This window comes from Pseudovibrio sp. Ad37, assembly GCF_001623075.1.
In the GTDB taxonomy this organism is placed as follows: Bacteria; Pseudomonadota; Alphaproteobacteria; order Rhizobiales; family Stappiaceae; genus Pseudovibrio.
In genome coordinates, this window is sequence record NZ_LMCF01000083.1 from 1 (window position 1) to 12,585 (window position 12,585).

Sequence of the window (12,585 nt, forward strand, 5' to 3'; positions counted from 1 at the left end):
GGTTCTGGCTCAAATCGCTGATCACAAGATCACCCGCCTCAACGATCTCATGCCGTGGTGTTACGCTGCTAAGCCAGCGTAACAGGGCCTATTTCCGTTTTGTAGGTCGGGTTCGCCGGACGCACACCCTGCACATTGGATTGATCAATCTTTTGATAGGCAAGAAGAGCAGCGCCGACGAAAACCGTTTGGACGATTATAACCCCCACCAGCAAGCCTGGTAACCACCGACCACTTTCGCCGTTCTTTTTAGCCTCTGGATTAGACACTGCTTTTCATCCCTCGTTCTTTTAAACTAGAGTTGAAATTTAGCGCACAGGCCGAAAATCTAAGGAACCTCGATAGTCGTTTTGCGGTGAGTTGTCTTTTTCCACCTCTTTGTATCTCTGATCATCGGTCTTCTTTTCGCGAACAAGGCCAGTTTGAAGAAGAGCGCTATCTGACAACGCATTTAGTTGATCGACGCCAAGTAGTTGAACATTGTGGTATCGGATCGTCTTGCCAGTTTCATTCAAGACAACCGTACGGATAAACGCGAAATCACATCTCGGCTGATATTGGCTTTCGGTCATTAGCTGGTCGTAGACCGATACCTGAATAAGATCATCCTCAGTCACCCGATGTGAACGTCGCAACTTCGTGTCAATTAGAAAATGATGACTGCTCTTGGTACGCAGAATTTGATCGGCGCGGCCGCAGACTTCCAAGTGTCCAACTCCGATGGTGCCTTCAAGTTCAACTTCAGATCCCACGAGAACAGAGTCGCCAACTATTGTTGGAAGCTGCTCCTTGATCGACCACAACTTAAATTCTGCATGTCGAGTGCCATGTCTCAGATCAACTAACAAGATCGCCATGACCCAGACAGCCGCAAAGATCCAAAAAGCAACAGTATCATCAAACAGCACCTGGGATCTCCAGTTCATCTAGGGTCCAGTCACTTATGGCTTCCAAGGTTTCCTTGTCGTAGCCAATATCACTGACGGGCTTGCCGGCATAAGAAACGTTCGGAAAAAAGGATGGATGGAACACTCCATGAGGAATACTCTCTTCGTCTCCGAGCCACTTCCTTGCACGAAGATCGATCAGGAACTCACCATCAAGACAGATCCAAAAATGTGGCGCCACAAGAGCACCGGTCGTGCGGTCATTCAACCCACCTTGAATGCACGTGTGAGGGACAAACGCTTTACGCAGATGGTATGAGATGATCGCAGTCATGCCATCACAATCAGCACTGCATTCATCCCAACAAAGAAGTGCTAACTCCACATGATCATGCCATCTAGTTTTGCAGGGTAAACTCATGACCAATTCTAAGCCTTAAAAAAAATAAAGAGCGGTATCCAAGGTAACAACCACAAGCACCACATCGCGATCTTGTACCAACGTTGATCCGCACGCCGTTGCAAAATAGCCTTTTCATTTAGAAAATTCGCGGCCTCATTTTCAAAAATTCTGTGTTCACGCTCACCTTGTTTGCGACGATATTGAACACGATTATCTTTCGCATGTTGCACCAGCCGCGTGACTGAGTGTTTCACTTTTCAATTCTCCTTGTAGAGCTCGTGCGACACTTCTCAATGGCCTTAACAGTTTTGCGGATCGTTGTGAGAGCTGCCGCCCTTTCTCGCAGTAGAGCATAACGGGGCTCGATGATTTCAATAAGATCTAACTCCCAATCCAAAGCTGCCCGAAAGGAGTTCATGTTGTGCTTAAAACCTTTCGGCTTACTCATGTATGTCGAGAATACTCTAGTGCTTCCTCCCGCTACCTTCATGTAGCGGTTCTTAAACCACTCCGCAGAGAATGTCGTTTTCTGCACCAACCGAACTCGTGTTCCAAACGTCGCCAGCTCTGCATCTTTTTCTTTGCGTGCGGCGGCATGTGTCTTCCAAAACCAATCAGCTTCGGCCTGTCCCTCAATCAAAATTGCGCGCAACTCCGCATCTAGCCAAGCCAGGATCTCTGCTTGTCGTGCCCCGGCATTCGCCCTGTCATCCAACAGGAACTTAAGGCGTGCATCTTCAACGTCAGCACCCTTATTTGACCCTAATTCATCCAGCGTATATTCCATCACATTTTCCACATCACTATCTATCTGGAAATTACACGCCTAATTTCACTATGAAACCCTAGGTAGTAGCTTTCCATATTACGGTGTCAATTTCCACATATATTTGGAAATATTCTTTCCTATTCCAATCGATCCGATTTATGCCACCTATTCATGCCTACAATTTCCAAATATATTTGGAAATTAGATCATCAAATACAATAGGTTTACAGTATTCGGCATTTTATGAATTCATTTCCATATATATGTGGAAATAGAAGAGTCATATTGAGAATATTGCTCTCTTCCTACCAACTAAGCGGAGATACATGTATCAAACATTTTCGGAAAAAGGCTGGCGGCTTACAATCAAGTTCAAACCTAGCATCTACGACTGTTTGCAGAAAGGGCAGCTCCGAACTGTACTCTGGTCAATCCATACATAATGATCTGATTTGCATGAAAGACACTCATCTACCCATGCTTCGGAATTCACGATATAAAGCAGCAATGAATGCAGCACTGGCATCGCATTATCACGCCATCCGGTCGAGCGCGTAGGCCACTCTCGCAGTGAGGCCGTATAGAGCTTGAACGCCTTACACATGGTTGGAATCTCGATACCTTTGGTTTCGATATCACCGGCTAAATAAGTGCGATAACAGAGGGCGCCCAAAGACGCCAACATGAGGTCACCAGCATTACAAAGGACGTTCCTGTAGTCTTCACGTTTCTTTCGAGCCTCCGCCAATTTCACAGTCTCAGGGCTCATGTCGTCATAGAGATTACGTATTGAAGTCGCGCCCATACCAACGTGTGGAATTACAGCGTCGATAGAGAACCCCGCGACGAGCAGAAACCTGGCCACAGCTTTACGTTTCCAACTGGACATATCCGCATTCACCCGCGAAGCAACCTCACCCGCAAGACTACCAAAACGCGATATCCAATTAGTGAGTATCTGAATTGTTTTTTTCGCAATCAAGTCCGCTTCAAGGTCCTGTAATTCAGAGACTGTACATTTTTCCGGGTCTTCATACTTGCGGATTTGCAAGCTAAGAATGTCGAATATTACTTGCTCCGAAAAGCGCAACGAAAGAAGGCACTCCACCTTGCTCGCGATAACAAACAGCTCAGAGAGCGATACGATAGATAGCTTCTGCATTATCGCTGGAGATACGCCGCACAATTGACTGGCTAGCTCTTTATCGTGATCAACTGCAATCTTGAGAACCTGCCAGTAATAACGCACCAACGGTTCCTCAATCGATACGTCCTCCACAAACATATTCGTACCGCTGCATTCGCCAAGCACCTTATGCAAGTCAAAGTCGTCAAGTGTTAAGCCAAAAGACAGCCATCCTCCTTTTGAGAGCAACTCAAGGTGATAGTCATCCAGCTTGCTTAAAGAACGTATTGCTTTTTGTGACAGGTCAAAAATTTCAGTTCCACGCTTTTGAGCAGCTTCGCGAACCCAGAACCACATCGCCAACTCAAAGTCACACAAGTCGCGCGGGGCTCGGGCTTCATAGAGTTCGTTTGCCTTTTTATCCAAGCTTTCCGTGATCTCTGAAAAGGCCATCTATTCGCCCTTTATGTTTCGCCAGATAGCGAGGACACGTTGACCGTAGTTTCGTGCTCGGTTTTCATCGGCCCATGTGTGATACCTTCCGATACCCAATTCGATGTCATCGGGTGCTGAGAGTATCGCCTCCACCAGGATCTGCGCCCCAACCTCAATATTCACCACAGGATCCAATAGTTCTGAAGGATGCTGTACCCGATGCCCATGCCAACGCAAGTTCACCTGCATCAGGCCCACGTCAACCATTTTCCCGTGCGCTTTTGTAAGGCGATCTAGCTCTGAGAGAGCTAGTTCCAAGGTGAACGGGTACACAGCACCGCTTGGTGCTCTTAGTGCCCAAATTGACGGTGCGATATTGCCCTTGCCAACACTTTTTGCGGATTCAGCCAGAGCAACTGAATATAGCAAGAAGGGGTCTATGCGTTGCTCCTCGCCAACCTTTGAAAAGATCGTGTCATGGAGATCTACAGCAGCAGAAGGTGACGTAGATAATAAAACAAATAAAAATGTTACGTAGATCCAGTAACGCATCTTGAATACCACTTTCATGAACCTAATGAATCTTCGTCCAACCTATAGGTATCCATGTATCTGGGGCAGAGCTCAGGCCAAATTTTCGATGCTGGCATCTTCACTGCTTGCTCGATTATAGAACGGAGTTTTCTCGTTGGTTTAGATAATGCTGCGCTCACAGCTTGCCTCGTGACCTTATTTTCGTCGGCGAGCGCCTGAATCGTGTAACCATTCACTGATAAACGATACTTCAGCCAAGCAACTCGTTCTTTGGAATCTTTTGGTACTGGATCGGTTTCACCCGTTTTACTCATATCTGGTTCCCTGACCAAGAAACTATTTAAAGTTGTCAGTATTCAGGAGCAGTTAGTTGCGTTTAATTGCGCATGTCAACTAGAGGATGAGAACGTCAGGTTTATCGTCTTTAATTTAGTTTAATGCATTTCATGCATACCGCATAAGCAGATGAATTTGAGCAGGTTTCCGTAGCGCAAGATCTGTAATGGTGTGACATCCGTAATGCATTTACTAAGTTTTTAGTCGTTTCACGCAACATTCAATCTTGATTAAATTTTATTTTAAATATGATTTGAATTTACTTCATCTTATAGTCAAATTTAGTTAAGTTGTGAATATTCGGTATCAGACAAGCCGAGTATTTTCCAACTTGCACCTTACGCATTACTCGTGATGCGCGGCGAATCTAACGTCATCTATTGATTGCAATCTAGAGTTTAATATTTTATAATTAAATTATATTGGAGGTTGCATTATGATTTTGCGTTTGTTTACTTGCTGGCAGGCTTACCTATTGATTGCCGCCTTCGCATTGTTCACGGGATACTACAACGGAGCTTGGTGGTTTTTTGTGTCTGCAGTCGTATCGCCGTTACTGAGAAATTTAAGTGCCATTAGCTGGGACGAAAGCACTTCGGAAGTCAAAGATCCATTAGGGTCGGATATGCTTGACCCAGGATCCCACGTTTCCCCTGCAACACAAATTATTGATTTTACGGGTTTCGCCGAAAATGGCCCTAATGATGGCTCACGGCATTATGTCCCGACAAGCAGCCCATTTTAAATAAGGGGCAGATAATTTTTCTAAAACTAAGAGTAGAAGAGTGCGCTCTGAAGTCACGCACTCTTTGATTTGTGGTTAATCCCGCTGTTCAAAAGGGGTGCTTGCCCCATAGTAATTCATCACCGGCCTTATCGCTTCTCCGAAACTCGTTGGAGAAGAGGCCGCGAAATCTAGACGGCTCACCATCGCTGCATACAGGAGAGGATCGTCTCGCAGCTCCTGATGGAGGTTTCCTGTAGCTTCTTGAACATCAGCATCACGTCCACCCACTTGTGCCGAGACGTAGTCTGCACTAGCAGGGCTTAAGTTAAATTTTTCCTGCAAACGTTCTGATAATTGAGAAGTCTCAAAAGCTGATGCTTGATCTTTCAGACCAATCGACCGTGAGAAATCTTTCCAACCTTCCCGAACAGTAGAGCCTACATTCTGCAAGAACTTTTGATCATTTTTGGATCGTATTAACTCCTCACGAGCCACGGCACGGCTATCACTATTAGCAACACCCTCGTTAGCAGCCTGCAAAGTAGAATCTGTATTTCTTTCATGTTCTTGTAACATACCGGGAGGGGCCTCGGCGAAGTTTTCACGTCGCTTGACTCCCAATCCAATACGCTTCAACCGATCGTCTTCGAAATGATTTTGTCGGTTTTTCATATCTTCCAAATTCAAATTATTTGCTGCAGGTGCCAAAGGCTGACCGTCAGTCCCAACCTGCAGCACATTACCGCTGCCAGAGGCAGCAGGTGCATTGTTCGCGCTGCCAGACGTGGCTGGAGTTATGTTTCCGCTGCCAGACGGTCTAGGTGTTCCAAATTGAGATCCAACTTCCTGAGGAGCAATATTGGCTCCTGTTGCTTGGCTCATAAACGAATTGATTGAAGAGGTTCCATCGTTGGCCAGCGCCAAGATACCTGCAGTAGCCTTAGCGACTGCAGGTGACATATTCATGTATTGTGTGAAGCGGTTTTCCATATCAGATGCATTTTGTCTGACGTGCTGCGGAGCAAAGCGTAATTGCTCCTGGATTGTTCCGCCTAACCCCTGTCTGAGCAGTTCAGCACCAACTACATTTGCCGGTGCAGAATACGATACTCCCACATTTTGACTTGCCTGGTTAAGTCGAGTGAACTGCTGGCTCGCCTTAGTCGCTTCTTTTGCAGACTCTGAAATCTGTTCGGAATAACCATAACCCCAAGTATCGGATATATCTGACGCTGTATTGGTTGAGAACGACTGGGCGAGTTCGTTCGAGAGAGCGTTATGTGTTGATTTATCAAACCCAAACTGCTCTGCAAACTGTTGCGCAAGCCGAGAGTTTTTCGAACTCGATATACTATCCGAGGTAGTTGTTGACCCACTTACTCCTCCCGAAAGACCAGCTTTGCCGGTACTTAGAGGACCTGATGCGTCTCCATTCATCGCTAGAGAACCTGATGCGCCTCCATTCATCGCTAGCGCACCTACTATCTGCTCAGAACGGCCCTCATCTAAGCCTCGTGATCTTAGGAAACTTTTTACTTGGTTATTCAACGCATTGAAGGTCTCACCATTGGTGACTGAAAGTCGGCGTGCCACCGCTCTTTCTTGAGTATCACGCTCAGAAACATTGGAGGTATTGTTATAGGCGTGTTGTACTGATCTGGAAAATTCGTCGGTCTTTTCTCTCGACGTAACCTCTGCTGAAGAAGCCGCAGATTGGAGCGCTTTTCCTGCTTCAATATTGCCAATTAGTGACTCAGTACCTGATTTAGTCATACCCGAGTGAGAGTCCCACGTATTCATTGGTGCAGCTTTGACCAACGGACCACTTTGAAGCATGTCAGGAGCCATGGCCTTTTCGTTAATGTGATCTGCTCCATTTACCCGGCTAGCGAGACTATTAAACGTGTAGGTTGAACCGGAAATAATGAAGAGCGCCAACATAGGTGTGGCAGCTGCTAGCATCCCTCCAGTCGCGATATAACTCTGAAGTACATCACCCGCTTCATTCAATCCGTACATCGTGGTGATCGACTTTGAATCAAGTACGCGCTCCAGCTCATTCGATGAAGCGACATAGAGGTAAAGGTTCGTAATTGATAAGATCGGATACCAAAGCTGTACCCAAATCAGCACTTGGAAGTACTTCACTGCGAGAGTGATCCCCATGCCCCCGAGCATGATGATAAAGGCCATAATCGGCGTCACGCCATAAATGAAGCCCTCGAAAAAGGCGAGTACGGGATCCACAACAGACAAGAAAAGAGAATGCTCAGCGGACCATTGAACATTTCTTTGAGCGATAGCTTGGGCGACCATCTGTGCAGAATTAAAGTCCTGCAAATCAGAGTATCGGGTATATACCGCTTCGTAGTAGAGGGGCTCCAATATTGCAGTTTGCATGTATTCTGAAGCCGATGCCGAAACCAAACCAAGCGCTTGGAGACCGTTGCCTACTTTTCTTAGAGCGCTTTCACCCAAGTCAGTGTTGAGATTAAGCAGCTGAGATATGCGTATATCAACCTCACCACCGGGAATTACCTTGGCCAATGCTTCACTCAGCAACGCAAACCCCTCTGAACAAGACACGTTCTGCCCATTAGGGTTCGCCAAGTATATCATGGTTCCATAGTTATTATTGTTGAACTGGATGGCCTCCAGGATCTCCTGTTCGAAAAGGCTTTCTTTATTTACATTGCTCATCTCCATTTTTTTGAGTGTGCATTCAGCAATGTAGTTCTTGGCTGACGTTGCGAAATCTGCACCAGAGCCGTAACTCGCATTGATCGCCTGAATCACCGAGCTATTGTACCCGTTTCGTCTAGCCTGATTTAACACTTGAAGGGCTTCCATATAGCCATTCTCGCTCATAGCAGGATAAATTGGAGAGTAGGCCTGCTCCATCAGCTCCGTGAGCCCATAACCAATGTTGCTGATGATACCTCCAGCAATGCCAACACCAATGGGCACGTTGTCGACTGGGCGCACTTCCCCCCGTTGTATATCCTCAATATTAACTGTCACTGTGGGGAAGAAAAACATACCGTACACCAGCCATCCTAAGAAGACTTGTTGCCAGTTAATCGCCTTAGCACCACCAAAAACAGACTGCACAGTAACAATGATGACACCGAGCAAGAGCCCAATGCTAACCATTGTTTCAAAATCTCCTGTGCCAGTAATCATCGCTATGGAGATCAGGATTTGTTCCAGGAACGCCGCATCGCCAATGGAGTAAAGTGTAAAGTCCATTACACTGCACCCTTAGGTAGGCCGTATTGTATAGCTCTTGTATTTCTTAGGACCTCTCTCCAGTAGAACGTTTTCTCTGCGATACTGCCGTGCTCATCAATAAGCGCTTGATATTGCGCCCCGAGAATACTCCGGCTTCGGTTGAGCTGATCATGGACCTTTGTCAGATATGGAGAAGACTCTTTTTTCGTCAACGCTGTGCGTGCTGTCCGAAATAGCTGTAAGACCGTGTCGTAGATCATAGAAACGGCAACAGTGGCAGCAACCTCTTGGGCAAACAAGCGTGCCGAGTCTTCACTCAGCGAACCTATATTGTAAAACATGCCCCCCATCCCGCTTGGGAGGTAAGCCAAAAAGTTCTTTTCTTTGCTTGTTAGAACTTGCTCAGTAGATTTCAGTTTTGCTACAATTCCGATACTAGTTCCATTACCAAGCAACATCTCCTCAACTTGCTGCTTAAATCCAGTAATTCGCTCGTTACGCAGGTTTACCTTGGTGCAAAGGTCTCCACCCTCAATACAGTTGTATAGTTTTAGATTACCTCCTTGGATAAGGTCCTGAAGCGAAATCAAATTACCTTCTAAATAGGTAATTGAATTCGTCTTTTGATCTGGAGCAGGAGAGTGAGGATCTGGTACTAAGTCTCCCACAATCACCGAGCCTGTAATAGACATGATCGACCGCATCAAAGTGTCATCTCCAGAGGCAAACCAACTTTTGACCCCTCCTTCGTTCAGCGCCTGCCAAACGATATTCCCCATCAAGTCTTTCAACTTTTCTGGGTCATTCTCCTCAAGATTTTCTCTAGTCGATTTTCCTCCTGGTTTCGCAAAAGCGTCAAAGATGTCATCAGAGAAACCTTTAACGTTTTCAACTAGCGAACCATCAACCTTTCCTTTCAGCTCCATCCCACTCGTCACATCATTCACCAACCCCTGTGCCAACTGACAAGAGTTGCCAAAGTGCTGATTAAGCTCCTGAATTTTCTTCTGGAGTGCCTCAATCATACTTGAGCAGCTTTCACACACGTTGGCCAAAGCTAACTGAAACGCATAACCGGCAGCATTAGCAGCAACCGACCGCATCAACTGAACCAACTGATCAGCATTAATGAACGAGAATGACCCACCAAAAAAGTCGATGCCCCCGCAGCCAGCTTTCCAACTTGGAGGTGTAAATGACACGAGGTTTTCGTTGTAGATCTTTACCTTGCTCGTATAACGGCCACCAGACAAAACCCCCCTCCTCTGGGTTTCGTGAACTCCGGGCATTGTTACATTGCTCATTCCATCAAAAACTTTATTTAACTGCGTGTCTATACCACCAGCAGTAGCTGGAGATGAGACTAAGCAAGCAGATACCAATACAGCGGCAATTTTCTTCCCAATACGAAGTAACATCACTGCCTACCTCTCTGTAGATTTGATTTAAGGGCTTTCAAAAGAACTTTTGGAGGAACAAATTCATCTCCAGAAACTGTCGGCATCCCTTCAATGGGTTGCCCGTCGATCCCTAGTCTGTCAGCTAGGTTGTTATCTAAGTCAGTTAGTGGGCGTGTCTCATTGTACTGCTCGTTGGTAATCCACCCAGCTTTGAGTGATGCAATCAGCGCGCGCTGGGAAATCTGTGGGAGTGCCATTGCTCCTTGGCCAATCGGCGCGATTTCACCCTCATCAGACACCAAGAACACCGCAGGTAAAACCTGAACTCCGAGCATTTCAGCATGGCCATCGTCGATACTAAACGGACGAGCTTGCAGGCCAGGAATAGGTTTGCCGTCTAGGGAGATACGCATCACGCTGAAACCCATATTGTCTTCAATGAGGTTCATGATGTTGTCTTGGGTGTAGCAGAGCTCACAATCGGACTTGAAGAAGTAGAAGAAACCAACTTTCTCCGTCAGAGTGCTAAGAAGCTTCTCTCTTTTACGGCCAGCAATTCGATCTAGCTGCTGCGTGGCAAAACTAGCAGAAGGTCGTCGTGCTAATTCATCAAGATTCTGGTTGCCAACCGTTACAACTTGGGACACTTCCGCGAACGTTTGAGAGCGATCCATCGCTATCCTCTGAAGCATCAAATAAGCTTCAACGTTTTCTAGCGTAGGATTATCCATCGCCGCATCAAGATAGCGCGGCATGTTTTCCCTTAGCCACGCAGCGCCTATCGTTATAGGAGCCTTAGGAGCAGGATCGTCTTGTACTTCTGACTGTTCAGGTGAGGAGATAACAATTTGGGGAGCAGGTGCTACCGGTTCAGGTGCGACCTCCTCCACTTCAGGTTCCTCTTTATACCAAAACCAACCTTCTTCAGAACGCTCAAAGAAGCCTTCTTCTTGGCTTTGTGACCACGAAACAGTGGCGCAAAGGCATAGGGCAAAGAAACCCAATGTTCCAATGGTACGTTTCATCAAACAAGCTCCGTTTCAATGAAGCGAAACTTGCACAACCAGCTGATATCTGTGGCGAGCTATCTATCTGTTTTGCAAACTTTTGGGAAATTCCAGACAAGAGCAAAACCTCTGTACCAGCTTACTCAAGAAAGTTTGTTCTCTTGATACGCTTTTACCACTATTTTTGTCTCAACAATACAAAGCTAAGTCTTTGTTTTTATTATTTTTTTTGCTTGTATTCTAAACTCCATTGTGCTTGCATGGTAGCAACCAAATTGCAAATACGTGAGGCTAATATGTTCAATGAAATGCACTCCGTACAGGTGACTGACTATTCAGACTACACCCCGTTGGATCCTACTGCAGCGCCTATGCTAAAGCTGTATGGAGAACGATTGGGCTTAAACAACATGGATCTTGCTGAGATCGCGGGTACAAAAGGGCTAGAAGTTGATAGCTGGTGGCACGGCGCTGAGCTTCCAGCTGAGGGCTTCTTAGCAATCCTGCACTTTGGCTCACGATTGGTTGAACACAACGCGAACATATTCGCAAAACAATGCTTCGCCGGTCGGAAGATGTTCCCTGTTTTTTTGAATAACGAAATGGCTCGTGTTTTCGAAGATCGCGAGAGTGCAGAAGGAATGTTCCTATGGTCTCGTATGGGACAAGCAACAGGCATGTTTGCGACAATGGGGAACTTGGCTATCCAGCGAGCACATGAAATCGTATGCACGCGAATTGAGGAGCAGTTGTCAGCTGACGAAGCCCATTTCGACAGCAGCCTTGATGTGCCTGTATTTAAGACAGCCTTTTTTGATGATCTTCCATATGAAGAATTTCGCTGGCGTAACGCGGCCCCCTCCCCTCACCTCCGGTTGGTTAAATAAGCTTCATAACGGGCGCCCAGATTATTTGCCAGCTGTAAGCATTTTCTTCAAATTTCAAATTGTGCGTGAAGCTGCCGAATAGCCAAAGGTTTCTTTGCTATCAGTTCTATTTGAAAACTCACAGAAATCTCGAGACATGATATTGACCACTCGCTTTTGGGGATCAAGAAAATTGATTTATGGATATTGCACTCAATTAGATACTAATGCTGTAACTCTTACTGGAGCAGATTTTGCTCCGCACAAATGTGATCAAGTGGTTGTTGAGCGCATTCAATCTGCATCCCGTGCACGCATCAAACTCGCTGAAGTTCTCAACAAAAGCAAGAAGGGTGATCTGATAGTTGTACGTCAACTGAGCGATTTATCTTGGCGCTTGCCAGAGTTGGTCGCAACACTCGAATCCCTAAACAAACGTGATATCGAGTTGTTGGACATGTCTAGCGGCTTAAAGCTTCTAAATGCAACCGCAATCGATCTCTGTGGTGCTCTCACCAAGTACACCCAATCGGTATCTCAATTGAAAACGGTATACAGACACTTGCAGGCGACTAGGTCTGCTGGCCGTCCCTCAGAAATCTCTAATAAGAAATGGGAGAACATGAGAAACGACTTGAAAGACGGCATGACCGTTAAAGAGGTCGCGGAAAAATGGAAGGTAAAAGCTCAAGCGGTCTATTACCGAAGACGATGTGACGCTGACGAAACGGCATCCGGTATTCTACGGGATCCTAGTCAAATAGATATAGAGTCCTATATCAGCCGAACCACAGAGACCCACCCGATGGTTTGATTAGCCTCTTCATCCTTGATGAAGGGATCAAAAACGAAGGTTAAGGCAAG

At 46.2% G+C, this 12,585-nt stretch carries 14 protein-coding genes; 4 read left to right on the top strand and 10 right to left on the bottom strand.

Features of this window, described 5'->3' with window-relative positions; all coding sequences use genetic code 11:
• Positions 1 to 224, top strand: a 224-nt coding sequence (locus PsAD37_RS28550; RefSeq protein ID WP_206600074.1) for a hypothetical protein, incomplete at its 5' end; no start/stop codon positions are given.
• An 84-nt stretch (positions 225 to 308) separates the two neighbouring features.
• Here the strand turns inward: PsAD37_RS28550 and PsAD37_RS13755 are convergent.
• From PsAD37_RS13755 to PsAD37_RS13785, 7 genes are all read right to left on the bottom strand, one after another.
• Positions 309 to 908: a hypothetical protein gene (locus PsAD37_RS13755; protein ID WP_063296629.1), complete on the bottom strand. Its 600-nt coding sequence runs from the start codon at positions 906 to 908 to the stop codon at positions 309 to 311.
• Complete coding sequence (locus PsAD37_RS13760; RefSeq protein WP_153039745.1) at positions 898 to 1,272, bottom strand: hypothetical protein; 375 nt, start codon at positions 1,270 to 1,272, stop codon at positions 898 to 900. Before PsAD37_RS13760 ends, PsAD37_RS13755 begins: the two co-directional genes overlap by 11 nt.
• A 44-nt stretch (positions 1,273 to 1,316) precedes the next feature.
• Complete coding sequence (locus PsAD37_RS13765) at positions 1,317 to 1,544, bottom strand: hypothetical protein (RefSeq protein WP_063296631.1); 228 nt, start codon at positions 1,542 to 1,544, stop codon at positions 1,317 to 1,319.
• Positions 1,541 to 2,077 (bottom strand): conjugative transfer protein MobI(A/C), encoded by a 537-nt coding sequence (gene mobI / locus PsAD37_RS13770; protein ID WP_063296632.1) that lies wholly within the window; start codon positions 2,075 to 2,077, stop codon positions 1,541 to 1,543. Before mobI ends, PsAD37_RS13765 begins: the two co-directional genes overlap by 4 nt.
• Before the next feature lie 367 nt (positions 2,078 to 2,444).
• Positions 2,445 to 3,638 (bottom strand): hypothetical protein, encoded by a 1,194-nt coding sequence (locus PsAD37_RS13775; RefSeq protein ID WP_063296633.1) that lies wholly within the window; start codon positions 3,636 to 3,638, stop codon positions 2,445 to 2,447.
• Positions 3,639 to 4,172 carry a transglycosylase SLT domain-containing protein gene (locus PsAD37_RS13780; protein WP_153039746.1) on the bottom strand — a complete coding sequence of 178 codons (534 nt, stop codon included), beginning with the start codon at positions 4,170 to 4,172 and terminating at the stop codon, positions 3,639 to 3,641.
• A gap of 14 nt (positions 4,173 to 4,186) precedes the next feature.
• Positions 4,187 to 4,468, bottom strand: coding sequence for a helix-turn-helix domain-containing protein (locus tag PsAD37_RS13785; protein ID WP_063296635.1), 282 nt, complete (start codon positions 4,466 to 4,468; stop codon positions 4,187 to 4,189).
• A gap of 458 nt (positions 4,469 to 4,926) precedes the next feature.
• Between PsAD37_RS13785 and PsAD37_RS28075 the strand changes: the two genes are divergently transcribed.
• Complete coding sequence (locus tag PsAD37_RS28075; RefSeq protein WP_153039747.1) at positions 4,927 to 5,235, top strand: hypothetical protein; 309 nt, start codon at positions 4,927 to 4,929, stop codon at positions 5,233 to 5,235.
• 75 nt (positions 5,236 to 5,310) lie between these two features.
• Here PsAD37_RS28075 and PsAD37_RS13790 read toward each other — a convergent pair whose 3' ends face one another.
• The 3 genes from PsAD37_RS13790 to traF are packed head-to-tail and all read right to left on the bottom strand — an operon-like array spanning position 5,311 to position 10,873.
• Positions 5,311 to 8,466, bottom strand: a complete 3,156-nt coding sequence (locus PsAD37_RS13790) for a conjugal transfer protein TraG N-terminal domain-containing protein (RefSeq protein WP_063296636.1) — start codon at positions 8,464 to 8,466, stop codon at positions 5,311 to 5,313.
• A complete protein-coding gene (locus PsAD37_RS13795) occupies positions 8,466 to 9,866 on the bottom strand; it encodes a conjugal transfer protein TraH (protein ID WP_063296637.1) in 1,401 nt (466 codons plus the stop codon). Before PsAD37_RS13795 ends, PsAD37_RS13790 begins: the two co-directional genes overlap by 1 nt.
• Positions 9,866 to 10,873 (bottom strand): conjugal transfer protein TraF, encoded by a 1,008-nt coding sequence (gene traF, locus PsAD37_RS13800; protein ID WP_063296638.1) that lies wholly within the window; start codon positions 10,871 to 10,873, stop codon positions 9,866 to 9,868. The genes PsAD37_RS13795 and traF overlap by 1 nt, the downstream gene beginning before the upstream one ends.
• On the opposite strand from traF, the gene PsAD37_RS13805 reads away from it, so the two are divergent.
• Together PsAD37_RS13805 and PsAD37_RS13810 are read left to right on the top strand one after the other, a co-directional pair.
• The gene (locus PsAD37_RS13805; RefSeq protein ID WP_153039748.1) at positions 10,852 to 11,742 is read left to right on the top strand and encodes a hypothetical protein; all 891 of its coding nucleotides are present in this window, start codon (positions 10,852 to 10,854) and stop codon (positions 11,740 to 11,742) included. The genes traF and PsAD37_RS13805 overlap by 22 nt on opposite strands.
• A gap of 142 nt (positions 11,743 to 11,884) precedes the next feature.
• Complete coding sequence (locus PsAD37_RS13810; protein WP_193778266.1) at positions 11,885 to 12,535, top strand: recombinase family protein; 651 nt, start codon at positions 11,885 to 11,887, stop codon at positions 12,533 to 12,535.
• Positions 12,536 to 12,585: the final 50 nt, after the last annotated feature.